This is a genomic window from Sphingomonas sp. 35-24ZXX (genome assembly GCF_000786215.1).
Lineage (GTDB): Bacteria > Pseudomonadota > Alphaproteobacteria > Sphingomonadales > Sphingomonadaceae > Blastomonas.
The window spans coordinates 73,122-97,168 of the sequence record NZ_JROG01000007.1 but is presented as its reverse complement, the minus strand read 5'-3'; the positions used below and the strand labels follow the sequence as shown (position 1 = coordinate 97,168).

Genomic DNA, 24,047 nt, shown 5'->3' with positions numbered 1-24,047 from the left:
GCCGTGTTCCGGCAGTGACCGGAACCCAGAGCGACGGCAGTGCCATCTCGCCCCTGGACTCTGGCTTTTGCCGGAGAACGGCATTTCATCAAGGGCGGATTTTACTTCAGGCTGGCAGGCGCAGGCGCGGACGGGTATTTGCAGCCCCGCTGGAGGCCCACGCCCTTGAGGAAGCTGCGCCGGACGACACCTGCATAGACGGCAGCATTGTAGCGGCGCTCCTGCGCTGCGGCGCCCGAAATCTCGCGGATCACGCCGCGAAACGGAATGATCGAGTTGACGATCAGCCCGCCGACCTTGCCTGCGGTGTCCTTGCGCTTGTCGTCGCGGGTGGCTTCATAGGGAACGTCGAGGTCCTCTCCGAGCACCGCGTCCATATCGCCGATCGCGCTGCGGATTTGCGCGCAGGTCTTGATGCCGACCAGCGAATAGGGCTTGTCCTGAATGGCAATCAGGTTCTCGGGGATATCCTTCTTGTCGATGCCGACATCCTGGACCGGCTGGCTGACGACATCTTCTGCGACCTTCTCGGTGGTGCGCGGGCGGTCGGCGGCCTGGCTCTGCGCGGCTGCAGGCAGGGCGCTGGCGAGATAGGCAAGGCTGGCGAGCGTGATGGCGGTGCGGTGCATGGTGGGTCCCCTAGTTTTGCATCAATACCAATGGCTTTCCGGCAGCTACGCGCAGGCCTGCAAAACGATGCGCCGCCTTACAACCGGGCCGCGCTGAACGTATCGCATTGCGCTGGATCCCCGGTGCTCAAGCCCTTTTTCAGCCACGCCATGCGCTGTGCCGACGTGCCATGGGTAAAGCTTTCGGGCACTGGCCTGCGTCCGGCGGCCTTTTGCAGCGTATCGTCGCCGATCGCGTTTGCGGCGGTCAGCCCTTCCTCGATATCGCCCGGTTCGATCCGGTCCTTGTTGCGCGCGGCCCAGACTCCGGCATAGCAGTCCGCCTCCAGTTCCATCCGCACTTGCAGTTCGTTGCCTTCGGCCTCGCTGGCCTGCTGCTGGGCGCGGCGCACCTGATTGGATCGGCCGCTGATCGTCTGGATATGATGGCCGACTTCATGCGCGATGACATAGGCCTGCGCGAAATCGCCCGCCGCGCCGAAGCGGGTGGCGAGCTCGTCGAAGAAGCTGGTGTCGAGATAGATGCCGTTGTCGGCGGGGCAATAGAACGGGCCCATCGCGCTTTGCGCCGCGCCGCAGCCTGACTGGCCATTGCGATCGTAGAAGGTGAGCGTGGCCGGCTGGTAACGCTCGCCCTGCGCCTTGAACAGCGCACCCCAGGTGTCTTCGGTGCTGGCGAGAACCTGGCAGCTGAACTTGCTCTTTTCGTCCACCGCACAGCTTTGCGCGGCGTTCTGCCCGCCCACCTGCGTCTGGACGGGCGCACCACCGGGCAGGCCGCCGCCCTGCATCAGTTCCATCGGGTTGATGCCGAACACCAGCGCCGCGATGCCCAGGATCAGGATGGTGCCAATGCCCATCTTGCCGCCGCCGATGGGGAAGCGGGGGCCGCCGCCTGATCCACCGCGCTGGTCGGCAATATTGTCGCTGGTGCGATAGTCGTCGAGCTTCATGCGCGCAGTGTTCCTTTTTCGCCTGTCGGCACGAACACTAACACCGGGGGGAGCGATTTAGCAGCACAGATTTTTTCAGCGATTTGCGTTATTGTGCAGTGCGTCATAAATGGGCAGGTCCCGGCGGGCCGCTCGCCACAGTTTGAGGAAATTCCCATGCCCGGTTCCCAGGACTCGATCGATACCCAGTCCGCAGCCGTCCCGCTTCCCCCCACGGTCGCGTTGGTTCTGCAGGGCGGTGGGGCCTTGGGGTCCTACCAGGCCGGTGTGTTCAGCGAGCTGGTGCGCCAGAACGTCCGCATCGACTGGGTGGCCGGCATCTCGATCGGCGCGATGAATTCGGCGATCATCGCAGGTAACGAACCGGGGCTTGCCTGCCAGCGGCTGCGCGAATTCTGGGAGCTGGTGACATCGGGCACGATGGATCTGGCCTGGGGCAACAGCGACTATTTGCGCGAGCTCAACCATTTTGCCGGCGCGGCCACCGCAGCCACCATCGGCGTTCCGGGCTTCTTCCGCCCGCACATGATGCCGGCGTCCTTCGCCTGGCCCGGCACGCCCGCAGCCGTGAGCCTGTATGACACCACGCCCATGGTCGAGACGCTGAACCGGTTTGTCGACTGGGACCGGCTGAATAACGGCCCGGTGCGCTTTTCGGTAGGCGCGGTGAACGTGGAATCGGGCAATTTCTACTATTTCGATACGCGTGATCCCCAGGGACCGCAGACCATCGATGCGCGCCATGTCATGGCCTCGGGCGCGCTGCCGCCGGGCTTTGCGCCGGTGGAGATCAACGGCAAGCATTACTGGGATGGCGGCCTCGTCAGCAACACGCCGCTGGCCTATGTGCTCGACAACCAGACCAGCGACATGCTGGCCTTCCAGGTCGATCTTTTCCCCGCGCGTGGCGATCTGCCGACCAAGTTTGCCGATGTCCTCAGCCGCGAGAAGGACATCCGCTATTCCAGCCGCACCCGCCAGGTCACCGATTACTATCTGAAGCTGCGCCGCGAGCATGCCGCGTTGCGCAACGTGTTGGCGATGCTGCCGCCCGAGATGTGCTCGATGCCCGATGTCCAGCGCATGCGCGCCCTGGTGGAGGACAACGCGGTCAACATCGTCCACCTGATCTACAACGTGCAGAAATGGGAAAGCGGCATGCGCGACTTCGAGTTCTCGCGCGCAACGATGGACATGCACTGGAACCAGGGAATCCAGGCCGTTCAGGCGGCGATGAGCAAGGGTGACCTGCTGGCGCAGAATATTCTGGACGGAAAGACCGCCGCGTTCGATCTTGTGCCGCATCGCTGAGCGACGCGAACGAGGAGACAACGCGATATGATGGGGATTTTCTTGCGCGCGCTGGCCGCTGGCGGCTTGCTGTTGGCGACCGGTGCCGTGGCTGCGGACCGCTGGCAGGATGCCATAACGCCGGCGGACAAGGCGCGGCTGGAGCAGCGCGATGCCGCCTTCACCGCGGCTCTCGCCGAAGTGAGGGCTTCCGAATTTGCCGGTGATCTGGCCAGGAACGCGCTGCTTTATGATTCCAGCAAGCGGCTGGACAATCCGCTGCCTCCGGAAGGCAAGTATCTGTGCGCGACGCACAAGCTGGGCGGGCAGTTTCTGGCGTTCATCGCCTATCCGGATTTCGTCTGCGCGGTCTATGGCGAGGGCGACAAGCGGCAGTTCGTCAAGCTGACCGGGTCGCAGCGCCCGGTGGGTTTCATCCATGCCGATGGCAAGCGCAATGGCGTTTTTCTGGGGTCGCTGATGCTGGGCGATGATGAAGGCCTTGTGCCTTATGGTCAGGACAAGGAACGCGATCTTGTCGGCACCGTCGAGCGGATCGGCAAGGACCGCTGGCGGATCGTCTTCCCGCGCCCCTATTACGAATCCACAATGGACATCATCGATCTGCGGCCGATGCGCTGAATTCAAAATCCGCTGGCATAATGCGATCAACACGTTAGCCTTCGCCCCAACTTTGTCTGGGGAGACATTCATGCCGTTTGCACCGTCGTTCGTGCGCAATCTTGCCGTATCCATTCTCGCGTTGACGGCCAGCCTGCCCGCTCAGGCGCAGGACACGATCCGGGCGGACATCTCCGCCGACATGCCCGGCCTGATGGAAATCTACCGTGATCTCCACGCCAATCCCGAGCTGAGCTTCCAGGAGGTGAAAACCGCCAAGAAGCTTGCCGCCGAAGCGCGCAAGCTGGGCTTCGAGGTGACCGAAGGCGTCGGCAAGACCGGCGTCGTCGCGGTGATGAAGAACGGTCCCGGCCCGGTGGTGATGCTGCGTGCCGACATGGACGGGCTGCCGGTGGTCGAGCAGACGGGGCTGCCCTTCGCCAGCAAGGTGCGCGCGATGAGTCCGGCGGGGATCGAAACCGGGGTGATGCATGCCTGCGGGCATGACACGCACATGACCGGCTGGGTCGCGACCGCGCGCCAGCTGGTCAAGCGCAAGGCCGAATGGTCGGGCACCCTGGTGATGATCCTGCAACCAGCAGAAGAAATCGGCTCGGGCGCGCTCGCCATGCTGAACGACGGCTTGTTCACGCGCTTTCCCAAACCCCAGTACGTGCTCGGCTTTCATGATGCCGCGCAGGCGCCAGCCGGGTTCATCGGCTATACCCCGGGCTTTGCGCTCGCCAATGTCGACAGCGTCGACATCAAGGTGAAGGGGCTGGGCGGGCACGGCGCCTATCCGCAATCCACCAAGGACCCGATCGTGCTGGGCGCGCGCATCGTCACGACCTTGCAGACGCTGATCAGCCGCGAGCTTGATCCGCAGGATGCCGCCGTGGTCACCGTCGGCAGCTTCCAGGCGGGCGCCAAGCACAACATCATTTCGGACGAGGCGACCTTGCTGCTCACCGTGCGCAGCTATTCGGACGAGACCCGCGCCAAGATCCTCGACGGGATCAAGCGCATCGCCAAGGGCGAGGCAATCGCTGCGGGCGTGCCGGAGGGCAGGATGCCCGAGGTGAAGCTCGCCGACACCTTTACGCCGGCGGTCTACAACAGCCCCGAATTCACCCAGGATATCGGCACTTTCCTCAAGACCCGCTTTGGCGACAAGCGCGTCGCCCAGGTTGCACCGTCGATGGGCGGCGAGGACTTCAGCCGCTTCTACCGCGCCGACCCGGACAACATCACCAGCCTGATCTTCTGGGTCGGCGGAGTGCCGCTGGCCGAATACAACAAGGCCAAGAAGGAGGGCATCGAAATGCCCTCGCTGCACAGCCCGTTCTGGGCACCCGAGGCAGATACCGTCATCGCCACCGCCGCCGAAGCGATGACCGCGATGACGCTCAGGCTGATGCCCAAGGCACCCTGATCAGATCAGCTGCGGCTGGCGCTCGGACGAGCGGCTGCCGACACCCGGGAGGTTCAGCGCAGACACCATCTCGCGCAGTTCCTGCCGCGCGATGATATGGCTGGTGCCGAGGTCTGCCAGATGCCCCTTGTCGAGCAGCGTGAGGCCCGACGGGAACAGCTCGCGATAGACCACGCGTTCGGACAGGCCCTGCACATAGCGGAAGCCGACCCGCTTGGAGAGCTCGGCGAGCGCCGCATCGAGCCTGCGCTTGTTGCGGGCGTCGGTCTGCTGGGTGCGGTTGCGCAGGACCACCCAGTCGATCTCAATTCCGTCGGTCTTGGCGCGCGCCTTGCGCGCTTCCCAGATCAGTTCGGCATAGAAGCTGAGGCGGCGGACCTTGAAGTTTTCAGGATCCACCTGGCCGATCAGGTCGAAATCGACGAAGCTGTCGTTGAGGGGGGTTACAAGCGTATCGGCGCGCGTGGCGACAAAACGGGCGAACTTGTCGTCGCGGCCCGGCGTGTCATAGACCAGAAAGTCGCAGTCTTCGCTCATCCTGGTGACGAGCTGCTCGAGCCGTGCCTGATTGTCGTCCTGGAAGACCTCGAACCGGGGGGTCGGCAGGTTGATGTTGCGCCGCTGCAGGGTGGCGACGCGGTTTTCCAGATAGCGATGCAACGTGCGCTGCCGCGGATCGAGGTCGATCGCGCTCACCCGGAAGCCCAGATAGGACAAAGCGACGGCGACATGCACCGCGCTGGTCGATTTGCCGGTGCCGCCCTTTTCATTGGCAAACACGATATGGTGCGTGGACGCCTTGCGCGTCATCATGTCCATGGTCTTTCCAGCCCCTTCCAGCAGGCCCGACAATGTGCCAGTGCTGATGTGTGAATCGCGTGCGGTGCGTGCCGCACCCCATAGCGGCAGTTCCCTATCGGAGGCTTAGGCAAGGTGCAAATCATACGTCGGGTTGACAGGTTGCGGTCGGCTGTATCGCTGCTCAGAAGGCAGGGCGGGCAGGTGGCGCTGGTTCCCACCATGGGGGCGCTGCACGCCGGACACATGCAGCTGGTCAAGGAAGCCAGGCAGCGTGCCGACCATGTTGTCGCGTCGATCTTCGTCAATCCCAAGCAATTCGGCGCGAACGAGGATCTCGATGCCTATCCGCGCATGGAGGAAAGCGACGCCGCGATGCTGAGCGAGGCCGGGGTCGCGATCCTGTGGGCGCCCGATGTCGATCAGGTCTATCCTCCGGGCTTTGCCACCAGCGTCAGCGTGGCCGGGGTCAGCGATGGCCTGTGCGGCGCGGCGCGCCCGGGCCATTTCGATGGCGTTGCGACCGTGGTGGCCAAGCTGTTCAACCAGGTCCAGCCGGACATGGCGCTGTTTGGCGAGAAGGATTATCAGCAGCTCGCGGTGATCCGGGCGATGGCGCGCGATCTCAACTTCGGGCTCGACATCATTGGCGTGCCGACGGTGCGCGATGCCGATGGCCTCGCGCTGTCGTCGCGCAATGCGTATCTGACGCCGGACGAGCGCGCGGCGGCCGCGATGCTGCCGCGGGCGATGCAGGCAGGCATTGCGGTGATCGAGGCCGGCGGGGCCGTGGAGGATGCCACCGGCGGTATCGAACAGGCATTGCTCGCCGCCGGTTTCACCTCGGTCGACTATGTCACGCTCGCCGATGCGGTGACGCTGGAGCCGCTCGAAAAGGCCGACAGACCCGCGCGTTTGCTGGTCGCTGCGCGGATCGGGAAGACCCGGCTGATCGACAATATGGCAGTAGCGTCACACTGAATGTAAAACTTCTGGCATGGTAACTGCCGGATTAACCATTTTTTTACCACGCCAACACACTGTTCGCCTGTCGGGTGACCCGGCCATGCATAGAGGAGCATGTACGATGGCAAACAGTCTGAAGTCAGCAACGTTTCTGATCGAAAGCAAACTGGCCGCTGCCGCGCGCGGTGACATCAACGCCTATTTCGATCTGGGGGTGGCATTTTCCACCGGTGGACATGGCGTCAATGTCGATCTGATCGAGGCGCACAAGTGGTTCAACCTCGCCGCCGTGAAGGGCCATGAGGAAAGCCAGCTGTGCCGCGCGGAGATTTCCGAGGAAATGACCGCACGGCAGATCGCCGAAGCCCAGCGCGAAGCCCGCGCCTGGCTTCAGCAGATCGCAGCCCGCGCCGCCTGACCTATTGCGCTGCCGGCTTGCGGTAGCGCTCGAACCAGGCGAGGATCGCTGACGCCTTGGCCGCGCTTTGCGATGGCCGCGCCGCGATGCCGCCATGGCTGGCGCCCGGCACCTTGACCAGCGCCGTCGGTACGCCGACCAGCTTGAGCGCGGTATAATACTGCTCTGACTCGCTGACCGGGGTGCGATAATCCTCGCTGCCGACGACAACCAGCGTCGGCGTCTTCACATTGGCGACCAGCGACAGCGGCGAACGTGCCCAATAGCTCTGCTGGTCTTCCCACGGCATCTTTCCGAACCAGTATTTCGCAAAGAAGGCAGGGCCATCTGCGGTCAGCGCTTGGCTGGTCCAGTTGATCACCGGCTTTTGCGTCGCGGCGGCCTTGAATCGGTCGGTCTTGCCGACGATCCAGCTGGTCAGGACCCCGCCGCCCGATCCGCCAGTGACGAACAGCTGTTCGGGATCGGCGATGCCGTCGGCGATCGCCTTGTCGACCATCGCGATCAGATCGTCATAATCGTTGCCCGGATAGGCATGGTGGATGAGGTTGGCGAATTCCGCGCCATAGCTGGTCGAACCGCGCGGATTGACCGAGAGCACGGCATAGCCCGCAGCGGCATACAGCTGGTTGTCGGTCGAGAAATGCGGCCCATAGGCAGAAAACGGTCCGCCATGGATTTCGAGCACCAGCGGCACGCGGGCACCCGGCACGTGATCGGGCGGCAGGGTGAGCCAGCCTTCGATTTCGCGGCCATCGAAGGTCGAGGCCGTGGTCATCTTGCGGACCTCGCCCAGCCGCTTGGCCGCCATCAGCGATTGGTTGAAGCGGGTCAGCGCGCGCGTCTTGCCGCCGCTCGCCAGCATCACATCGGCAGGCCTGGTGGCATTGCCGCCCGAATAGGCGATCGCGCCGGACTTTGCGATGCTGAACGAACCGCCCGAATAAGGCCGGTCGAGCGACGGGCCGGTGAGGCCGCGCACGATTTCGCGCACCGATCCGTCGAGGTCGATGCGCGCGACCAGGGTTTCGCCATGGTCGTCATATTGCGCGATCAGCGCCTGACCATCGGGTGCCCAGACCAGGGTGTCGATGCTGCGATCCAGCGAGGGTGCGACCGCGCGCTTGCCCGATCCATCGCGGTTCATCACATAGGCTTGCGCGTTGTGATAGCCGAGCAGCTTGTCGTCGAACCCCAGATAGGCGATCTTGCTGCCATCGGGGGAGACCACTGGCGATCCGTCCGGTCCGTCGCGGTCGGTGAGCGGGGTGATCGCGCCGGTGGCGATATCCAGCGCATGGATTTCGGCGTCGAGCGGGTCACTCTCCCAGTCCGCTGAGCGGTTGCCCGAGAAATACAGCGTCTTGCCATCTCGGCTCCAGGTCAGGCCGCCGCCGTCGTTATACTCGCCAAAGCTCAGCTGCCGGGGCGCGCCGCCGGTCGCGGGCACCACGAAGATCTTGTCGAAACCGGGCTTCAGGTATCCCGCACCATCGGCGCGGTAGGTCAGCAGGTCATAGGTTTCCAGCGGGGCGGCCCAAGTCGCGCCCTCGGGCTTGACCGGAGCCTGGCCCAGCCTGGGGCCTTCGGCGGGCACGAACATCGTATAGGCAATCTGCGTGCCATCGGGCGACCAGGCGATGTTGCCCGGACTTTCGGGCAGGCCGGTGATGCGGACCGCTTCGCCGCTGGCCATCCAGCGGACATACAACTGCGGCGCGCCGCCCTCTGCTGTCGAGACATAGGCGAGGCGCTTGCCATCGGGCGACCAGCGCGGCTGGCTATGGCTGCCGGGCCCGGCGGCAATCGGGGTCATCTCGCCAGTGCTCGCATCGACCAGCCAGATCGACGACACCGCCTTGTCGGCCATGATGTCGTTGGCGCGGCGGACAAAGGCGATCTTGCCGCCATCGGGCGCGATCTGCGGATCGGCCGCGACCTCGAGCGAAAACAGGTCCTGGCCGGTCAGCCGGGTATCGGGCGCGGCCTGGGCCAGCAGGGCGGTGGGGCTGGCAAAGGCAAGCAGCAGGGCAGCTAGACGGATCGGGCGCATGGGAAGGGGCTTTCTGCTGGAATCGCAACGGGTTGCAGATATGCGCAGCGTGCGCCGGGCGCGCCCGTGCGTCAAGCGTCAGATGGGCCGCGCTTGAACGGCAGCATCTGGGTCAGCATTTCGCGATCGGCAGCGACCGCAGCGCGCTCACGCACCAGGAAATCGGAGACAGCACGGCGAAAGCCGGGATCCGGCAGATAGTGTGCCGACCAGGTGAGTTCGGGCGCATAGCCCCGCGCCATCTTGTGCCCGCCCTGCGCGCCCGCTTCGACCCGGGTCAGCCCACGCGCGAGCGCCGCATCGATCGCCTGATAATAGCACAATTCGAAATGCAGGAACGGCTTGTCGACGGTGCAGCCCCAATAACGGCCATAGAGCGTGTCGCTGCCAATGAAGTTGAGCGCTCCCGCGATCGGGTGGCCGTCGTGCAGCGCAAGGATCAGCAGGATGCGATCCGCCATCGTCTGGCCCATCAGGCTGAATGCCTCACGGGTGAGATAGGGCTGGCCCCATTTGCGCGCGCCGGTATCCTGGTAGAACACCCAGAACGCGTCCCAATGCGCCTCGGTAATCTGGTCGCCGCTGAGGTGGACGATCTCGACGCCTTCCTGCGCCTTGGCCCGCTCCTTGCGCAGGTCCTTGCGCTTGCGCGAGGTCAACGACCCCAGAAAGCCCTCGAAATCGCCATAAGCCTCATCGTGCCAGTGGAACTGCGTGTCGGACCGCAGCATCCAGCCCGCCTGCTCGAACATCGGCAACTGCGCAGGATCGATAAAGGTCGCGTGGACCGAGGACAGGCCGTTCTGTTCGGCAAGGTTCTGCGCGGCGGTGAGAATGGGCAGCGACCAGACGGGATCGTTCAGCAGGATACGCGGGCCCGTAGCTGGGGTAAACGGCACGGAGATCTGCAACTTGGGATAATAGCTGCCGCCGGCGTTTTCCCAGGCATGCGCCCAGCTGTGGTCGAACACATATTCGCCCTGGCTGTGGCTCTTGAGATAGGCGGGCAATGCGGCAACCAGCGCGCCGTCCTCGCCCTTGATCGTGATCGGCGCGGGCGTCCAGCCTTTCCCTCGGCCGACGCTGCCCGAATGTTCGAGCAGGCTGAGAAAGGCGTGGCTGACAAACGGATTGGCAGGCCCTGCGAGCGCATCCCACTGGCCCGCATCCAGCGCGGCAATGCTGCGACCGACCTCTGCGGTGATCGCGCGCTCGCTCATGCGCCGAGCGCGCTTTCGGCCGGAGCACCGCGCTCGAAGATCGGCGCATCGGCATGCTCGGCCGCAATCGCGTGCTGCTCGTCGCTCCGCACTGTCCAGGTGAGCACCGGCAGGCCGCGAGCGCGCTGGCTGGCGGCAAACGGGCTGGGCAGGTCGCGCACGTCATAGGCCAGAAAATCGGGCTTGGCCTGCCATAGGTCGCGATGGCGCTGCAGATTGCCCTTCCAGCCGCGCGCCTCCTCTTCGGTGATCACCAGCCCGCGCGTGATATGCCTGGCCTGACGCCGGAACCACGCGCCGACGGCGGGGTCGAAGCTCATCACCGCTGCCTTGCCGCCATAGCCTTCGAGCGCGCGGCGGACCGCCAGGCACAGCGGCGCAACATGGCCTCTTTCCGATTTGATCTCGATCAGGATCGGCGCGCGGCCGCGGACCACGCCCAGCACCGCGCCGAGTTCGGCGATCGCGCCGTTCTGGCCGAGCAGGCGAACCTGGGTGAGTTCGGCTGCCGTCTTGCTGGCGACGCGGCCCTGCGCCAGCGTTAGCCGGCCCAGCGAAAAGTCATGGAACACCACCGCGCGATTGTCGCCGCTGCGCTGGACATCGCATTCGATGCCATGGCCAGCCGCAATCGCGGCGGTGAAGGCGGGCAGGCCGTTCTCCAGCACCGGCCCGTCCCACATGCCGTCATGCAGCCCGCGATGGGCATAGGGCTGCTCTCCCAGCCAGCTGATGCGACGCTGCTCTGGCGGTGGCGCCAGCCAGCGGTCAAGCAGGCCGAATGGCGACAATGGCATCGATTTCCACCGCTGCACCCAGAGGCAGCACGGGCACGCCCACCGCGCTGCGCGCGTGCTGGCCTGCGGGTCCGAACACCTGGACCATCAGGTCCGATGCGCCGTTGGCGACCTTGGGCTGGGCGTTGAATTCGGGCGTGCTCGAGATGAATGCGCCCAGCTTGACGATCCGCTCGACCCGATCGAGCGAGCCCAAAGCTGCCTTCATCTGCGCGATCAGCATGATGCCGCAGGCGCGCGCCGCCGCTTCACCGGCTTCGAGCGAGACATTCTCGCCCAGCCGGCCGGTGACGACCTTGCCATCGACAAAGGGCAGCTGGCCGGAAATGAAGAGCATGCCGCCTGCCTCGACGGCCGGGACATAGGAGGCGACGGGGGCCGCCGGCTGGGGCAGTTCGACGCCCAGTTCGGCGAGTTTGGCTTCGATGCTGTCGGTCATGGGTCACATTCCTCAAAAGTTACGGATCAGGCCGCAGCCTGGATGCCGGGGGCAGGGGCCCCCTGGGCGAAACGTTCGAGCACCCAGGCCAGTGCATCGTCCCACCGGTCGATGCGGGCATGGGCGTGGCCGGCGTTGGCAGCACAGGCGATGTGCGGGGCGAGGCCCTCTTCGCCGACCATGTGCAGCCGCCACACTTCGGGCACGTGCTCGGACGCCGATTCGTGATGCTGCGGCAGGTCGTCGACGAAGATCGCCACGCTGGGATTGTGTTCCTCGACGATCCGCCGGAGCGGCTCGCCCTTGGGCCCCTGGTTGCACACCACGCGGTGGTGGATGCCGAAGCGCGCGAGCTGCTGGCTGCGCGCCTCCTGGCGGTCATCCATCAGATTGGTGAGCACGACGATATCGGCATGCTCGCCGATCGCCTTCAGCGCCTCGATCGCCCCGGGGATCGGCATCTGGCGGTGCATCTCGGTGTCGAAGAACGCGCCCAGCAGTGGCCAGATATCGCCGGGCTTGATCGCCTCGCGCGTCTTGCGGTCGATCAGCGCCTTGGCGAAGTCTCCGCCGGAAAAGTCGAAATCGATATCATGCTCCTCGCCCAGCCATTCGCGGAACGGGGCGACCATGTACAACAGCACCTCGTCGCAATCGGTGACCAGCAGCGGACGGGAAGAGGCGGGGTGAGCGTTCATGCAATCTCCATCGGGTTCAGCACTGGCGTTCCAGCTCGATGCGGGCGTTGACCAGCCGCACAGGTGTGGTGCCCACGGCTTCGGCCGCCGCCACCAGGTCTGATTCATTGCCCTCGAGATAGCGGATGAACTCGGCAAGGATGGCGGGATTTCCAGCGCCGCTGCGCAGGTCGTCGGCGGTCATTCCGGTCAGCGCCAGCAGCCGCGAGGCCCGGTCCGGATCGCCCAGGATCCACCCCAAAGCGAGCAGCGCCAGCGTTGCCGAATCCTCTGCGCCTGGTCCGTCTGTCCTGATTGTGTCGCCCACGGCTTTCGCCTACATCCGCATGCTTGAGGGTCAACCGCCGGAGCCTTCCGGCCCGACAGATTGGATTAGCGGTTCAGTGGCAAAAAGAGTGCTGGTTGTCGAGGATAACGACCTTAATCGCAAACTTTTCTGTGATCTCCTCACCGCGCACGGCTTTGCCGTCGAGGGGCTGGCCGATGGGCGTGAGGTGCTGGAGCGCGCGCGCCAGTTCGTGCCCAGCCTGATCATCATGGATATCCAGCTGCCGCATGTCAGCGGGCTCGAGCTGATCGAGGCGATCAAGGGCGATCGTGACTTGCGCCTGATCCCGATCATGGCGGTCACTGCGTATGCCGGCAAGGGCGACGAGGACCGGATTCGCGCGGCGGGCGCGGAAGGCTATGTTTCCAAGCCGGTATCGATCGGCCCGTTCATGGCGGCGGTGAACGCGCTGCTGTAACAGCGCGCCCACCGGGCCAGGATTTCACCTTCAGATGCGTTCGATGATGATCGCGGGGGCCATGCCGCCCGCGGCGCACATCGTGATCAGGCCATAGCGGCCGCCCGAGCGCTCCAGCTCGTCGAGCGCGGTGCCGATCAGCATCGATCCGGTTGCACCGATCGGATGGCCCAGCGCCATCGCGCCGCCGTTGATGTTCACCTTCTCGCGGTCGAGTTCCAGGTCGCGGATGAACTTTTCGGCGACCACGGCGAAGGCTTCGTTGATTTCCCAGACGTCGATATCGTCCTTGGTCAGGCCCGCGCGTTCCAGTGCCTTTTTCGCGGCGGGGACGGGGGCGTTGAGCATCAGCGTGGGGTCATCGCCCATGTTGATATAGGTGACGACGCGGCCGCGCGGCTTGAGACCGTGCTTGTCGGCATAGTCCTTCGATGCCAGCAGCACCGCAGCCGCGCCATCGACCACGCCCGAGCTGTTGCCGGCATGGTGGACATGCTCGATCTTGAGGTCGGGATAGCGCCGGTTGATCTGCTTGCGGAAGGTGGTGCCGCCAATCTCAAAATCGGCCATGCCGGCAAAGGCGGGCTTCAGCGCAGCCAGGCTCTCGGCGGTGGTGTCGGGGCGGGGAAACTCTTCCTTGTCCAGCGCCACGCTGCCATCGGGGTTGTGGACGGGGACCACCGACTTGTCGAAACGGCCTTCTGCCATCGCCCGCGCGGCGCGCTGCTGGCTGACCAGAGCGAGTGCATCCAGTGCCTCGCGCGAAATGCCTTCCATCGATGCAATCGCATCGCCGCAGACGCCCTGATGCGACTGGGGGTGCAGTTCATCGAGCGCGGGGTTGTGCGATCCCATCAGCGGCGGCGGCATGCCGGCATTGGCTTCGGCCGCGCCGACCGTCTGGGTGTAGCTCATCATCTCGGTGCCGCCCGCGATGACGCAATCTTCCATGCCGGACATGATGGCTGCGGTTGCCAGGTTCACCGAGGTGATGCCGCCTCCACAAAAACGGTCCAGCGTCATGCCACTGGCCTTAACGTCGAAGCCCGCTGCCAGCGCCGCCATACGGCCCAGATCACCGCCCTGCTTGCCCTTCTGGGTCGAGGTCGACCAGATGACATCATCGACGGTCGCGGTGTCGAGATTGTTGCGATCCTTGATCGCCTTCAGCACGGTCGCGGCCAGATCCTGCGGGTGCAGGTGCGACAGCGCGCCCTTGCCAGGCTTGCCGACCCCACGCGGGGTGCGGACAGCGTCGATGATATAGGCTTCGGCCATGCTGGTATCCTCTCGGTTGTTGCAATTTAACCGATCAGTTAAAGCATCGCCGCAGCGCCAGCAAGCGTCAATTCAGCGCTTCGAGCTTCTCGTTGCATTCCAGCCATGCGGCCTCGGCCTCGGCCAGCTGATCGCCCAGCGCCGCGCGGCGGCGCGACAGTTCGCTCATCGTCAGCTTGGTGAGCTCAGGCTTGGCCGACGACGGATCGAACATGGCCCGGTCGATATCCGAACACTGCGCCTGCAGCTCGGCCACCGCCTTTTCCGCCGCCTTCACCTTGTTCTCGATCTTGCGCACCTGGTCGCGGTGGAAGGCATCGGCCTTCTTGTCCTTCTTCGACATCTTGGGCTTGGCCTCGCCCTTGGGCTGGTTGATGCCCAGGATGAAGTCCATATAGTCGCGCATGCTGCCGTTGTACTCGGTCGCGGTCCCGGCATCGACCAGCACCAGCCGGTCGGCAGTCAGCTCGACCATATGGCGGTCATGGCTGATCAGGATGACCGCGCCGGTATAGTCGTTGAGCGCCTGCACCAGGGCCTCGCGTGCGTCGACATCAAGGTGGTTGGTCGGCTCGTCGAGGATCAGCAGGTGGGGGGCGTCGCGGGTGATCAGCGCCAGCGCCAGCCGCGCGCGTTCGCCGCCCGAAAGCGTTCCGACCTGCGATGTTGCGCGATTGCCCGAAAAGCCGAAGCGGCCGAGCTGCGCGCGCACTGCGGCAGGCGTGCGGCCCTTCATTGCGCGGGTCATCTGCTCGAGCGGCGTGCTGTCGCTTTCAAGCTCTTCCACCTGATACTGGGTGAAATAACCGATCTGCATCTTGCCCGCGGTGTTCATCGCGCCTTCCTGCGGCGGCAGCTGCGCGGCGAGCAGGCGGGCAAGCGTGGTCTTGCCGTTGCCGTTGCGGCCCAGCAGCGCCAGCCGGTCGTCGGGATCGATCCGCAGGTTCAGGCGGCGCAGGATCGGGTTGTCTTCGGCATAGCCGACTGCCGCCAGATCGAGTGTGATCAACGGCGGACGCAGCTCGGTCGGGTTGGGGAAGTCGAAGCTGAGGCTCGGGTCTTCCATCAGCGCGGTGATCGGCTGCATCTTGGCGAGCATCTTGGCACGTGACTGCGCCTGTTTGGCGGTCGAGGCACGGGCGCTGTTGCGCGCGACATAATCCTGCAGCTTGGCACGCTGTGCATCCTGCGAGGCCTTGGCGGCGGCGAGCTGCGCGGCGCGTTCGGCGCGCTGGCGCTCGAAGCTGTCATAGCCGCCGGGATAGAGCGTCACCTTGCCGCCCTGCAGGTGCAGGATGTGGTCGACGACATTGTTGAGCAGGTCGCGCTCGTGGCTGATGACGATCAGCGTGGCAGGATAGGCCTTGAGGAAGTTCTCGAGCCACAAGGTCGCTTCGAGGTCGAGGTGGTTCGACGGTTCGTCGAGCAGCAGCACGTCGGGCTGCGAGAACAGCAGCGCACCCAGCGCCACGCGCATCTTCCAGCCGCCCGAAAAGCTGTCGAGCGGGCGGTTCTGCATCTCGTCGTCGAAACCCAGCCCGGTGAGGATGATCGCTGCACGCGACGGCGCGCTATACGCATCGATCGCCAGCAGGCGTTCGTGCAGATCGCCCAGCCGGTCAGGGTCTTCGCAGGTTTCTGCCTCGGCGAGCAGGCTGGTGCGCTCGACATCTGCGGCAAGCACGGTATCGAGCGGGGTCATCGCACCGTGCGGCGCTTCCTGCGCGATATAGCCCAGCTTGGCGAGGCGCGGCATCTCGACTTCGCCGTCATCGGGCTCGAGCTCGCCGATCATCACCTTCATCAGCGTCGACTTGCCCGCGCCGTTGCGGCCGATCAGCCCGATGCGGCTGCCCGGCGGAATGGCGGCGGTCGCGCCGTCCAGGATCGTGCGGCCGCCCAGACGGACCGTGATGTTGTTCATCGAAAGCATGGGGGCAGCGCCTATCAGGACACGGCGCATTCGCCAAGCATGTATGCTGCAATGCAGCGCACCCATGGCGTCGCGATCTTGCACGGACATGAACGGGTGGGTCGATCCGATACATTTTGCGACACTTTTGCTGCCAGACCGGCAAACCTGTGCGACATTGCGGTTCTAGAACGGATCTCAAGGAAGTCGCCCCGGCCATTATGCCCCCCTGCAGGCCGGGGCGGCTTCCTACCTGATCGACCCCAAGTTTCACAAAGGAATGCCCCCATGAAGAAGACCCTTATCGCCGGAGCCGCGCTCGCCGCGATGCTGTCCGGCACCATCGCCGTCGCCCAGCCGGCTCCCGGCAAGATGCGCGGCCCCGATGCCAATCAGGATGGCGTCATCACCCAGGCCGAAGTCCGCACCCAGGCGCAGACGATGTTCGCGCGGATGGACGTCAACAAGGACGGCAAGATCGACAAGGCCGATCGCGAGGCGCGGATGGCCGAACGCTTCAAGAAGCTCGACACCGATGGCAGCGGCGAGGTGAGCCTTGCGGAAATGACCGCAGCGCGTGAAGCCCGCGAAGCCAAGCGCGCCGAGCGGATGAGCATGCGCGCCGAGGCAGGCAAGGGTGAACCCGGCGCTCGCCAGGGCGGCAAATGGCGCGGTGGCCCCGGCAAGGGCATGCGCGGTGGCCATCGCATGGGCATGCGCGGCGGCATGATGCGCCTCGACACCAACAAGGACGGCGCGATCACGCTCGCCGAATTCGAGGCCGGTGCACTCGAACGCTTCAAGCGTCAGGACACCAACAACGACGGCCAGGTCACCAAGGCCGAACGCGAGGCCGCCCGCGAAGCGATGAAGCAGCGCTGGCAGGACCGCCGGGCCGCTCCCCAGAGCTGATCTTCAAGCCCTGCACAAGCTTCCGGCCCCCGGCGCAGATTCCCCTGATGCGCCGGGGGCCGGTTGCCTTTGTCGCTGCCAACCGGCACATGCGGATTCACCATGACCGATGCCCCCCATATCCTGCTGATCGATGACGAGCCGAGCCTGCGCGAACCGCTCGCGGAATATCTGGTGGGGCAGGGCTTTGCCGTCACAGAGGCGGGCGATGCCGCGAAGGCGCGCACATTGATGCGCGACCAGCGCTTTGCGATCCTGCTGCTCGACATCATGATGCCCGGCGAGGATGGCCTCAGCCTGTGCCGCCATGTCGCGGCGCAGTCGGAAATTCCGGTCATTCTGCTCACCGCCAAGGGCGAGGCGATGGACCGGATCATCGGTCTGGAAATCGGTGCGGACGATTATGTCGTCAAGCCGTTCGACCCGCGCGAGCTGGTGGCGCGGATCAAGACCGTTCTGCGCCGCGCGGCGCGCGCGCCCCAGCCGATCGAGGACGCGGTGCAGGGCTTCGAGTTCGATGGCTGGCGGCTCGATACCGTCAAGCGCCGCCTGACCGATCCCGATGGCGCCCTGGTGCCGATCTCGACCGCAGAATTCAAGCTGCTGCAGGTGTTCTGCGAGCATGCGGGCCATGTGCTCAATCGCGATCAGCTGCTCGACCTCGCGCATGGCCGCGAGGCGCATCTGTTCGACCGCGCGATCGATAACCAGATCAGCCGGTTGCGCAAGAAGGTGGAAGCCGACAACCGGACCCCGCGGCTGATCAAGACCGTATGGGGCGGGGGCTATACGCTGGCGGCGCGAGTGCGGCGACTGGCGAGCCCCGACAGCCCATGAAGCTGGTCCAGCGGCTGTGGCCGTCAAGCCTTTCCGGCCGCCTGCTGCTCACCATCGCGCTCGCCTTGCTGGTCGGGCAGCTGCTCAACGCCGCGCTGATGGTCCGCGCCCAGCGCGAACAGGCGATGGACCGCGTTGCCGCAGAGGCGGCGGTGCGGCTGATTGCGGCGACCGATCGGCTGGAGCAGGGGCGCCCGCTGCGCGAGCGAATGCTGGGCCGGATGGGGCGCGCGCCCGGGCTGCGCTTCCGGCGGACCCAGCTGACCGACACCAGCCCGATCACGCCTCAGATGCAGCGCGTCCCCGGTCTGGTCTCGCGGCTGGATGCCATATTGCCCAGCTATGGCGTCAGCTATCGCCGGATCGAGGCAGTGACGGTGAAGGCGCCGCCGCGCGCACGGCGCATGGAACGACTCGCCGCAGAAATTGGCGGCCGCAACGACCGTCGCATCCGGCAGCTGGCGCTGGTCGCGATCGAGCGACCCGACGGCCGCTGGCTGAGCGTGCATGTGCCCGTGGCCGAGGCATCGGGTCGGATCGTCGCCACCATCATCGCGCAGACGGTGGTGCTTTATCTGGTGATGCTGGTGCCCCTGATCTGGCTGACGCGGCGGATCGCCCGGTCGATGGGCACGCTGCGCGAGGGGGTGGCGCGGTTCGAACGGACGCAGGAAGCCGAACCGATCGAGCCTTCCGGCCCCAGCGATCTGGTCGCTCTGACCCGGTCGTTCAACGCGATGAGCGCACGCATTTCCGCGATGCTGAACGAAAAGGACGTGATGCTGGGCGCGATCGGGCATGACCTCAAGACGCCGCTCGCCGCGTTGCGGGTGCGGGTGGAATCGGTGCCCGACGAGCGCCACCGCAGCCGCATGGTTGCCAGCATCGACGATATCACCCGCACGCTCGACGACATTCTGTCACTGGCCCGCATCGGGCGCACGGGCGAAGTGGCAGAGCCGGTCAATCTGGTCGCGCTCGTCGAAATGATCGCCGAGGAGTTCCACGACCTGGGCGAGGATGTCGCGCTGGCGGATGCGCCACGCATCGTCGCGCCGTTGCAGCTGACCTGGATCCGCCGGGCGCTGCGCAACGTCATCGGCAATGCGGTGCGCTACGGCGAACGGGCGAGGGTCAGCATTGCATCGACCGCTGGTGCTGGGTCCGGCAGCGTCGCGATCACCATCGACGATGATGGCCCGGGCATTCCCGATGACCGGATCGAGCAGATGTTCGAGCCGTTCACCCGGCTGGAGGCCTCGCGCAACATGGCGACCGGCGGCACCGGCCTGGGGCTCACGCTCGCGCGTGCCATCGCGCACCAGCATGGCGGATCGCTGACACTGCAGAACCGCCGCGGCGCGGGCGGAGCGGTCGAAGGCCTGCGCGCGGTGCTGACGCTTCCGGTGGGCTGATTTTCGCTGCTTTGGGGGAACTATCTTTCCCTGCGCGAACGCACCCGCTAAAGCCGTTGCATGACGCACAACTCGCCCACCGCCGCCTATCCCGCTACCCGCCTTCGCCGCACCCGCGCCACCGCGTGGAGCCGCAGCATGGTGCGCGAAACCAGCCTTTCGCCCGCCAATCTGATCTGGCCCTTGTTCGTCACTGAGGGCGAGGGGGTCGAAGAGCCGATCGCATCCTTGCCCGGCGTATCGCGCTGGTCTGTCGACCTGATCGTCGAGCGCGCGCGCGAGGCGGTGGAGCTTGGCATTCCATGCCTGGCGCTGTTTCCCAACACCCAGGCCGATCGCCGCAGCCAGGACGGGGCAGAGGCGCTGAACCCCGACAACCTGATGTGCCGCGCGATCCGTGCGATCAAGCAGGCGCTGTGCGACAGCATCGGCGTGCTCACCGATGTCGCGCTCGACCCTTATACCGCGCACGGCCAGGATGGGCTCGTCGACGACGAAGGCTATGTGCTCAACGACGCGACGGTCGAGGTGCTGGTCGGACAGGCGCTGAACCAGGCGGCGGCGGGCGCAGACATCATCGCGCCGTCGGACATGATGGACGGTCGCATCGGCGCCATCCGCGCCGCGCTCGAGGCGCACGGTCATCACAATGTCCAGATCATGAGCTATGCCGCCAAATATGCCAGCGCCTTCTACGGCCCATTCCGCGATGCAGTAGGCTCTTCGGGGCTGCTCAAGGGCAACAAGAAGGGCTATCAGATGGACCCGGCCAATGCCGAAGAGGCGCTGCGCGAAGTCGCGATGGACATCGCCGAAGGCGCGGACAGCGTGATGGTGAAGCCGGGAATGCCCTATCTGGATATCGCTGCCAAAGTGAAGCAGGCCTTCGGGCTGCCAACCTATGCCTATATGGTCTCGGGCGAATATGCGATGATCGAGGCGATGGCCGCGGCAGGGGCCGGGGACCGCGATGCCGTGGTGCTGGAGAGCCTGCTCGCCTTCCGCCGCGCCGGGTGCAGCGGCATATTGACCTATCATGCGCCGCATGCGGCCAGACTGCTGGCAAAGGGCTGATCCGATGGATGGCGTTTCGATCATCACGTTGCACGGCAAGACCCCGCGCATCCACGACAGCGCCTTCATCGCGCCCGGCTGCCGCATCATCGGCGATGTCGAGATCGGCCCCGATGCGAGCGTCTGGTACAATTGCGTGATCCGGGCCGACGTCAACCGCATCGTCATCGGCGCGCGCAGCAACGTGCAGGATGGCACCGTCATCCATTGCGACAGCCCCCGCCCCGGCCAGCCCGAGGGCTTTCCCACGCTGATCGGCGAGGATGTGCTGATCGGCCATCTGGCGATGGTGCACGGCTGCGTGCTGGAAGACCGCGCCTTTGTCGGCCTGGGGGCGATCGTGATGGACGGCTGCCGGATCGAGGGTGATGCGATGCTCGCCGCCGGCGCGATGCTGACCCCTGGCAAGGTCATGCCTTCCGGCCAGCTCTGGGGCGGACGTCCGGCGCAGTACATGCGCGACCTGCCCCCGCCTGCCATCGCAGGCATGCGCATCGGCGTGGCGCATTACGTCGAAAACGCCAAGGCGCACAAGGCAGCCACCAGCAGGGATTGACGTGGGCACGGCGCTGATCGAGCATTTACCTTGGGCATGCGCGCTGCTGGCAACGCTGGCGGCGCTGGAGCTCTTGCGCCGGTTGCGTCTGGCCCGGCGGCGGGTGCTTGCGCTCAGCCGCGATCACAACCGGGTGACACTGTCGCTGGACCTGGCCTTGTCGATCGGCCGGATGGGAAGCTGGCAGTTCGAGCGGGCGGATTCCTCGCTGTTCTGGTCGGACGAGGTGTTCGCCATTCATCAGCGCGACCCAAGGCGCGGCCAGCCCGGGCTGGAGGAGGCGATCGCCTATTACCATCCCGATGATCGGTTGACGGTGGCCGACGCGGTGCAGCGCGCGCTCGACCATGGCGAGGATTATGACTTCCGCGCCCGGATCATCACCGACAGCGGCGAGCAGCGCGAGGTGATGTCGCGCGGAACATGCCGGTTCGACCGGGATGGTACCCCCATCGGCATGCTGGGATACATTATCGATATCACCGCAGGATCTGCCGGCCAGGGCTGAACCCTCGGATATCAGACCTTGCGATAGTCCCGCGGCGGCACGAAGCGTTCGCCGCGCGCGCGGGCCATCATCGCTTCGTCGGCAATCGCGGTCTTGCGCTCGACCGCCGCGATGCGCGCCTTGCGTCGGGTCAGGCCTCCGCTTTCCTCTCCGATCGCCGTTGCGATCTTGCGGATTTCCTCGCCGCGCGTACCGATGATCAACGCCAGAAAAACCGATGCGAGCGAGATCGACAGGAACGAAATGAACAGATTGTCCGGTGACATACTGACCCCCAATGTTCTGGTGTTGAACAAGATGTGCGTGTCCCTGGTTAAGCGCTGCTTGGCACCAAAGGTTAAGCAGGCGTTGACGACAGATTTATCTTCTCTTTACCTCCTGCCGCCGCTCGCCATCCCGCATCGGGCAAATTTCGCCGAACCTTCCTGAGAGTTTTCCCATGCCCAGCCAGATCGCGCCTACCGTGCTGCTGCTCGCCGTCTCGAATATCTTCATGACCACCGCCTGGTACTGGCATTTGAAGGGCGGGCCGGAGGCCGCCGCTGCGCGGCCGATCATCTGGGTGATCGCGACCAGCTGGGGCATCGCGCTGATCGAATACTGCTTTGCCGTGCCCGCCAATCGCATCGGCTTTGCCGCGGGCTGGACGCCGGGACAGCTCAAGATCGTGCAGGAGGCGCTCGCGCTCACCATCTTCGGAATATTCATGGTCACCGTGCTGGGCGAGGCGCTGGGATGGCGCCACATCGCGGCGTTCGCTTGCATCATGGCGGGGGTGGGATTTCTGTTCGTGGGCAAATGAGGCCACGGCCCACCGCACGGGTAAGGTTTGATTTACCTGTGGCAGGGATGATCGGTGCATGGCCAGGCAATCCCCCACACTCGTGTTCGCGCAGCCTGCTGCCCCCAGCCGCCGACCGGTCGTACTGGCGATTGCGCTGGCGGCACTGGTGGGCTGGAATGCGCCCGACTGGCTGGCTGGCTGGACGAAGCCGACGGCAGATATGCCGGGAGCTCTGGCCATTTCGGCCAGTGCACCTGCGGACGCCAGCCAGATCTATTTCCCGATTTGCGGCGGCGGGCAGCGCTACACCTGCGTAGTCGATGGCGACACCTTCTGGTTGCGCGGCGAGAAGATTCGCGTGTCGGATATCGACACGCCCGAGGTGTCTTCACCGCGCTGTCCCGCCGAACTCGCGCTCGGCCGCCGGGCGACCAACCGGATGCAGCAGCTGCTTAATGCGGGGCCGTTCGTGCTCGAACCCGCCGATCGCGCCGAGGACCGCTATGGCCGCAAGCTGTTTCGCGTCACGCGCGCCGGCGAGAGCCTGGGGTCCGCGCTGGTGGGCGAGGGGCTTGCTGTCTGGTTTGGCAACGGTCGTCCCGACTGGTGCTGAGCGCGCGGGTCAGATCCGGGCGCGTTCGGGCTTGCGCGGGGAACTGGAGGGCATGTCGAACAGCACCCGGCGCTGCTTGAAATCGATCATCATCCGGTTGAACAGCCTGAGCGTGCTCATGCCCAGCAGCAGCGCGGGCGTCTTGTCGAGCCCCAGCTCGCGAAACGCATCCGCGTCGGCGAACACGATCGGCACATAATCGAACTGCGCCCGGCCGATGCGGAAATCCTGCGCCAGACCTGAATCGGCCATGATCGTCTGTCCGGTGACCGATGTCAGGCTGGCCTGCTGCGCGCTGGCCTGATTGGCGGTTCCCAGTCGCTTGAGCAGCGCCATATTGCCGATGTTCGATTGCGCACCGGTATCGATGACCACGTTAACGCGCTTGCCGCCGATGGTGGCATCGGTGAAGATCAGCTGCCCGGACTTGCGCCGTGCGCTCACCACGATCTCGAAATCGCCGGTGCGCACGCGTTCGGTCACATCCTCGACGGTGATCGCGTTTTCCAGAAAGTCGAACAGGATGCGCTGGTCCTGCAGGCCATCGAGCCCCAATATGCCATCTGCGCCGATATGGTGCGGCTCCAGCATCGGCGCGACCAGCTCGCCATAATTGCGGCGGCCCAGCGTGACTTCGGGCAGATAGACCGTCTGCACCATCTTGCTGCCCGCGATGCTCACCAGCCGGGCGATCTGGGCAAATTCCAGCGCCAGGATCGAGGCGATATCGCGCGACACCACCGTGCGCTCGGAGCCGGTATCGATCATGAACGAGAACGGCCCGCGGCCATCGATGCTGACCGGGACGGTCATGCGGCTGGCGCGGTCGCGCGCGATCGCGATGGTCTCTGCATCGAACCCCGGCGCATCGGCGGCGGTGAAATCGCCGACCGTGGTCTTGGGGTAAGCAGCAAGGGCGTCGGACGAGGCGGGTGCCGCCTCCTGGGCCGAGACGGAAGGCGCAGCGGCAAGCGCCGCGATCAGGGTGAACGCACCGGCGAGCGGGCGGAATGGCATCGATCGGGTCCTCTCACACGCTGCGATTTCAACGGTCTTTGCGTGCGCCGCAGACGTATCACAGCGGGCGCGCATCGCGCA

At 65.3% G+C, this 24,047-nt stretch carries 27 protein-coding genes; 14 read left to right on the top strand and 13 right to left on the bottom strand.

The window, feature by feature from the left end; translation table 11 throughout:
- Nucleotides 1-101: 101 nt before the first annotated feature.
- Both LI72_RS13580 and ypfJ read right to left on the bottom strand, forming a co-directional pair.
- Nucleotides 102-629 (bottom strand): hypothetical protein, encoded by a 528-nt coding sequence (locus LI72_RS13580; protein ID WP_033926484.1) that lies wholly within the window; start codon nt 627-629, stop codon nt 102-104.
- Between the two features lie 77 nt (nt 630-706).
- On the bottom strand, nt 707-1,582 hold the full coding sequence (gene ypfJ, locus LI72_RS13575) for a KPN_02809 family neutral zinc metallopeptidase (protein ID WP_033926483.1): 876 nt from the start codon (nt 1,580-1,582) through the stop codon (nt 707-709).
- 156 nt (nt 1,583-1,738) lie between these two features.
- Between ypfJ and LI72_RS13570 the strand changes: the two genes are divergently transcribed.
- The 3 genes from LI72_RS13570 (at nt 1,739) to LI72_RS13560 (ending at nt 4,925) form a co-directional block, all read left to right on the top strand.
- Entirely contained in the window at nt 1,739-2,893 is a 1,155-nt protein-coding gene (locus LI72_RS13570; RefSeq protein WP_052129842.1) for a patatin-like phospholipase family protein, read from the top strand.
- Nucleotides 2,894-2,920: 27 nt separating this feature from the next.
- Nucleotides 2,921-3,514 carry a DUF4893 domain-containing protein gene (locus tag LI72_RS13565; protein WP_052129841.1) on the top strand — a complete coding sequence of 198 codons (594 nt, stop codon included), beginning with the start codon at nt 2,921-2,923 and terminating at the stop codon, nt 3,512-3,514.
- Nucleotides 3,515-3,584: 70 nt separating this feature from the next.
- Nucleotides 3,585-4,925: an amidohydrolase gene (locus LI72_RS13560; RefSeq protein WP_033926482.1), complete on the top strand. Its 1,341-nt coding sequence runs from the start codon at nt 3,585-3,587 to the stop codon at nt 4,923-4,925.
- Here the strand turns inward: LI72_RS13560 and LI72_RS13555 are convergent, their stop codons facing one another.
- Nucleotides 4,926-5,744 carry a division plane positioning ATPase MipZ gene (locus LI72_RS13555; RefSeq protein ID WP_197051914.1) on the bottom strand — a complete coding sequence of 273 codons (819 nt, stop codon included), beginning with the start codon at nt 5,742-5,744 and terminating at the stop codon, nt 4,926-4,928. It lies immediately after the preceding gene.
- Between the two features lie 114 nt (nt 5,745-5,858).
- On the opposite strand from LI72_RS13555, the gene panC reads away from it, so the two are divergent.
- Together panC and LI72_RS13545 are read left to right on the top strand one after the other, a co-directional pair.
- Complete coding sequence (panC, locus tag LI72_RS13550) at nt 5,859-6,704, top strand: pantoate--beta-alanine ligase (RefSeq protein ID WP_033926481.1); 846 nt, start codon at nt 5,859-5,861, stop codon at nt 6,702-6,704.
- Between the two features lie 106 nt (nt 6,705-6,810).
- Nucleotides 6,811-7,107 carry a sel1 repeat family protein gene (locus LI72_RS13545; protein WP_033926480.1) on the top strand — a complete coding sequence of 99 codons (297 nt, stop codon included), beginning with the start codon at nt 6,811-6,813 and terminating at the stop codon, nt 7,105-7,107.
- Nucleotide 7,108: 1 nt separating this feature from the next.
- Here LI72_RS13545 and LI72_RS13540 read toward each other — a convergent pair whose 3' ends face one another.
- The 6 genes from LI72_RS13540 to LI72_RS13515 form a co-directional block, all read right to left on the bottom strand.
- Nucleotides 7,109-9,160, bottom strand: a complete 2,052-nt coding sequence (locus LI72_RS13540; RefSeq protein ID WP_033926479.1) for a S9 family peptidase — start codon at nt 9,158-9,160, stop codon at nt 7,109-7,111.
- Nucleotides 9,161-9,231: 71 nt separating this feature from the next.
- A complete protein-coding gene (locus LI72_RS13535) occupies nt 9,232-10,380 on the bottom strand; it encodes a GNAT family N-acetyltransferase (protein ID WP_033926478.1) in 1,149 nt (382 codons plus the stop codon).
- Nucleotides 10,377-11,177, bottom strand: coding sequence for a glycerophosphodiester phosphodiesterase family protein (locus LI72_RS13530; protein WP_033926477.1), 801 nt, complete (start codon nt 11,175-11,177; stop codon nt 10,377-10,379). Before LI72_RS13530 ends, LI72_RS13535 begins: the two co-directional genes overlap by 4 nt.
- Nucleotides 11,149-11,616 (bottom strand): RidA family protein, encoded by a 468-nt coding sequence (locus LI72_RS13525; protein WP_033926476.1) that lies wholly within the window; start codon nt 11,614-11,616, stop codon nt 11,149-11,151. Before LI72_RS13525 ends, LI72_RS13530 begins: the two co-directional genes overlap by 29 nt.
- Before the next feature lie 26 nt (nt 11,617-11,642).
- Nucleotides 11,643-12,314 (bottom strand): hypothetical protein, encoded by a 672-nt coding sequence (locus LI72_RS13520; RefSeq protein WP_033926475.1) that lies wholly within the window; start codon nt 12,312-12,314, stop codon nt 11,643-11,645.
- A 16-nt stretch (nt 12,315-12,330) separates the two neighbouring features.
- A complete protein-coding gene (locus LI72_RS13515) occupies nt 12,331-12,621 on the bottom strand; it encodes a DUF3572 family protein (protein ID WP_081984982.1) in 291 nt (96 codons plus the stop codon).
- 76 nt (nt 12,622-12,697) lie between these two features.
- On the opposite strand from LI72_RS13515, the gene LI72_RS13510 reads away from it, so the two are divergent.
- Nucleotides 12,698-13,060 (top strand): response regulator, encoded by a 363-nt coding sequence (locus LI72_RS13510; RefSeq protein ID WP_033926474.1) that lies wholly within the window; start codon nt 12,698-12,700, stop codon nt 13,058-13,060.
- Between the two features lie 30 nt (nt 13,061-13,090).
- Here the strand turns inward: LI72_RS13510 and LI72_RS13505 are convergent, their stop codons facing one another.
- Nucleotides 13,091-14,338 (bottom strand): acetyl-CoA C-acetyltransferase, encoded by a 1,248-nt coding sequence (locus LI72_RS13505; protein WP_033926473.1) that lies wholly within the window; start codon nt 14,336-14,338, stop codon nt 13,091-13,093.
- A 67-nt stretch (nt 14,339-14,405) separates the two neighbouring features.
- A complete protein-coding gene (locus LI72_RS13500) occupies nt 14,406-16,271 on the bottom strand; it encodes an ABC-F family ATP-binding cassette domain-containing protein (RefSeq protein ID WP_033926472.1) in 1,866 nt (621 codons plus the stop codon).
- A 267-nt stretch (nt 16,272-16,538) separates the two neighbouring features.
- On the opposite strand from LI72_RS13500, the gene LI72_RS13495 reads away from it, so the two are divergent.
- The 6 genes from LI72_RS13495 to LI72_RS13470 all read left to right on the top strand — a co-directional run bounded on the left by LI72_RS13495 (nt 16,539) and on the right by LI72_RS13470 (nt 21,552).
- Nucleotides 16,539-17,162, top strand: a complete 624-nt coding sequence (locus LI72_RS13495; protein ID WP_033926471.1) for an EF-hand domain-containing protein — start codon at nt 16,539-16,541, stop codon at nt 17,160-17,162.
- Nucleotides 17,163-17,264: 102 nt separating this feature from the next.
- Nucleotides 17,265-17,999, top strand: coding sequence for a response regulator (locus tag LI72_RS13490; protein WP_033926470.1), 735 nt, complete (start codon nt 17,265-17,267; stop codon nt 17,997-17,999).
- Complete coding sequence (locus LI72_RS13485) at nt 17,996-19,414, top strand: sensor histidine kinase (protein WP_033926469.1); 1,419 nt, start codon at nt 17,996-17,998, stop codon at nt 19,412-19,414. Before LI72_RS13490 ends, LI72_RS13485 begins: the two co-directional genes overlap by 4 nt.
- Before the next feature lie 60 nt (nt 19,415-19,474).
- Nucleotides 19,475-20,488 (top strand): porphobilinogen synthase, encoded by a 1,014-nt coding sequence (gene hemB, locus LI72_RS13480; protein ID WP_033926468.1) that lies wholly within the window; start codon nt 19,475-19,477, stop codon nt 20,486-20,488.
- Between the two features lie 4 nt (nt 20,489-20,492).
- The gene (locus LI72_RS13475) at nt 20,493-21,044 is read left to right on the top strand and encodes a gamma carbonic anhydrase family protein (protein ID WP_033926467.1); all 552 of its coding nucleotides are present in this window, start codon (nt 20,493-20,495) and stop codon (nt 21,042-21,044) included.
- Between the two features lies 1 nt (nt 21,045).
- Entirely contained in the window at nt 21,046-21,552 is a 507-nt protein-coding gene (locus tag LI72_RS13470; RefSeq protein ID WP_033926466.1) for a PAS domain-containing protein, read from the top strand.
- 11 nt (nt 21,553-21,563) lie between these two features.
- Here the strand turns inward: LI72_RS13470 and LI72_RS13465 are convergent, their stop codons facing one another.
- Nucleotides 21,564-21,818 (bottom strand): hypothetical protein, encoded by a 255-nt coding sequence (locus LI72_RS13465; RefSeq protein ID WP_033926465.1) that lies wholly within the window; start codon nt 21,816-21,818, stop codon nt 21,564-21,566.
- Nucleotides 21,819-21,991: 173 nt separating this feature from the next.
- Between LI72_RS13465 and LI72_RS13460 the strand changes: the two genes are divergently transcribed.
- Together LI72_RS13460 and LI72_RS19125 are read left to right on the top strand one after the other, a co-directional pair.
- Nucleotides 21,992-22,354: a DMT family protein gene (locus LI72_RS13460; RefSeq protein ID WP_033926464.1), complete on the top strand. Its 363-nt coding sequence runs from the start codon at nt 21,992-21,994 to the stop codon at nt 22,352-22,354.
- A 58-nt stretch (nt 22,355-22,412) separates the two neighbouring features.
- Nucleotides 22,413-22,949: a thermonuclease family protein gene (locus LI72_RS19125; RefSeq protein ID WP_052129840.1), complete on the top strand. Its 537-nt coding sequence runs from the start codon at nt 22,413-22,415 to the stop codon at nt 22,947-22,949.
- A 9-nt stretch (nt 22,950-22,958) separates the two neighbouring features.
- On the opposite strand, the gene LI72_RS13450 is transcribed toward LI72_RS19125, so the two are convergent.
- Nucleotides 22,959-23,966, bottom strand: coding sequence for a retroviral-like aspartic protease family protein (locus LI72_RS13450; RefSeq protein WP_052129839.1), 1,008 nt, complete (start codon nt 23,964-23,966; stop codon nt 22,959-22,961).
- Nucleotides 23,967-24,047 lie beyond the last annotated feature (81 nt).

Coding starts and splice junctions, on each gene's coding strand:
- LI72_RS19125 (WP_052129840.1), top strand. CDS start 22,413: ATGGCCAGGCAATCCCCCACACTCGTGTTCGCGCAGCCTGCTGCCCCC.
- LI72_RS13565 (WP_052129841.1), top strand. CDS start 2,921: ATGATGGGGATTTTCTTGCGCGCGCTGGCCGCTGGCGGCTTGCTGTTG.
- LI72_RS13505 (WP_033926473.1), bottom strand. CDS start 14,338: ATGGCCGAAGCCTATATCATCGACGCTGTCCGCACCCCGCGTGGGGTC.
- hemB (WP_033926468.1), top strand. CDS start 19,475: ATGACGCACAACTCGCCCACCGCCGCCTATCCCGCTACCCGCCTTCGC.
- LI72_RS13500 (WP_033926472.1), bottom strand. CDS start 16,271: ATGCTTTCGATGAACAACATCACGGTCCGTCTGGGCGGCCGCACGATC.
- LI72_RS13520 (WP_033926475.1), bottom strand. CDS start 12,314: ATGAACGCTCACCCCGCCTCTTCCCGTCCGCTGCTGGTCACCGATTGC.
- LI72_RS13580 (WP_033926484.1), bottom strand. CDS start 629: ATGCACCGCACCGCCATCACGCTCGCCAGCCTTGCCTATCTCGCCAGC.
- LI72_RS13525 (WP_033926476.1), bottom strand. CDS start 11,616: ATGACCGACAGCATCGAAGCCAAACTCGCCGAACTGGGCGTCGAACTG.
- LI72_RS13495 (WP_033926471.1), top strand. CDS start 16,539: ATGAAGAAGACCCTTATCGCCGGAGCCGCGCTCGCCGCGATGCTGTCC.
- LI72_RS13530 (WP_033926477.1), bottom strand. CDS start 11,177: ATGCCATTGTCGCCATTCGGCCTGCTTGACCGCTGGCTGGCGCCACCG.
- LI72_RS13450 (WP_052129839.1), bottom strand. CDS start 23,966: ATGCCATTCCGCCCGCTCGCCGGTGCGTTCACCCTGATCGCGGCGCTT.
- LI72_RS13475 (WP_033926467.1), top strand. CDS start 20,493: ATGGATGGCGTTTCGATCATCACGTTGCACGGCAAGACCCCGCGCATC.
- ypfJ (WP_033926483.1), bottom strand. CDS start 1,582: ATGAAGCTCGACGACTATCGCACCAGCGACAATATTGCCGACCAGCGC.
- LI72_RS13545 (WP_033926480.1), top strand. CDS start 6,811: ATGGCAAACAGTCTGAAGTCAGCAACGTTTCTGATCGAAAGCAAACTG.
- LI72_RS13465 (WP_033926465.1), bottom strand. CDS start 21,818: ATGTCACCGGACAATCTGTTCATTTCGTTCCTGTCGATCTCGCTCGCA.
- LI72_RS13460 (WP_033926464.1), top strand. CDS start 21,992: ATGCCCAGCCAGATCGCGCCTACCGTGCTGCTGCTCGCCGTCTCGAAT.
- LI72_RS13570 (WP_052129842.1), top strand. CDS start 1,739: ATGCCCGGTTCCCAGGACTCGATCGATACCCAGTCCGCAGCCGTCCCG.
- LI72_RS13555 (WP_197051914.1), bottom strand. CDS start 5,744: ATGGACATGATGACGCGCAAGGCGTCCACGCACCATATCGTGTTTGCC.
- LI72_RS13560 (WP_033926482.1), top strand. CDS start 3,585: ATGCCGTTTGCACCGTCGTTCGTGCGCAATCTTGCCGTATCCATTCTC.
- LI72_RS13540 (WP_033926479.1), bottom strand. CDS start 9,160: ATGCGCCCGATCCGTCTAGCTGCCCTGCTGCTTGCCTTTGCCAGCCCC.
- LI72_RS13485 (WP_033926469.1), top strand. CDS start 17,996: ATGAAGCTGGTCCAGCGGCTGTGGCCGTCAAGCCTTTCCGGCCGCCTG.
- LI72_RS13490 (WP_033926470.1), top strand. CDS start 17,265: ATGACCGATGCCCCCCATATCCTGCTGATCGATGACGAGCCGAGCCTG.
- LI72_RS13535 (WP_033926478.1), bottom strand. CDS start 10,380: ATGAGCGAGCGCGCGATCACCGCAGAGGTCGGTCGCAGCATTGCCGCG.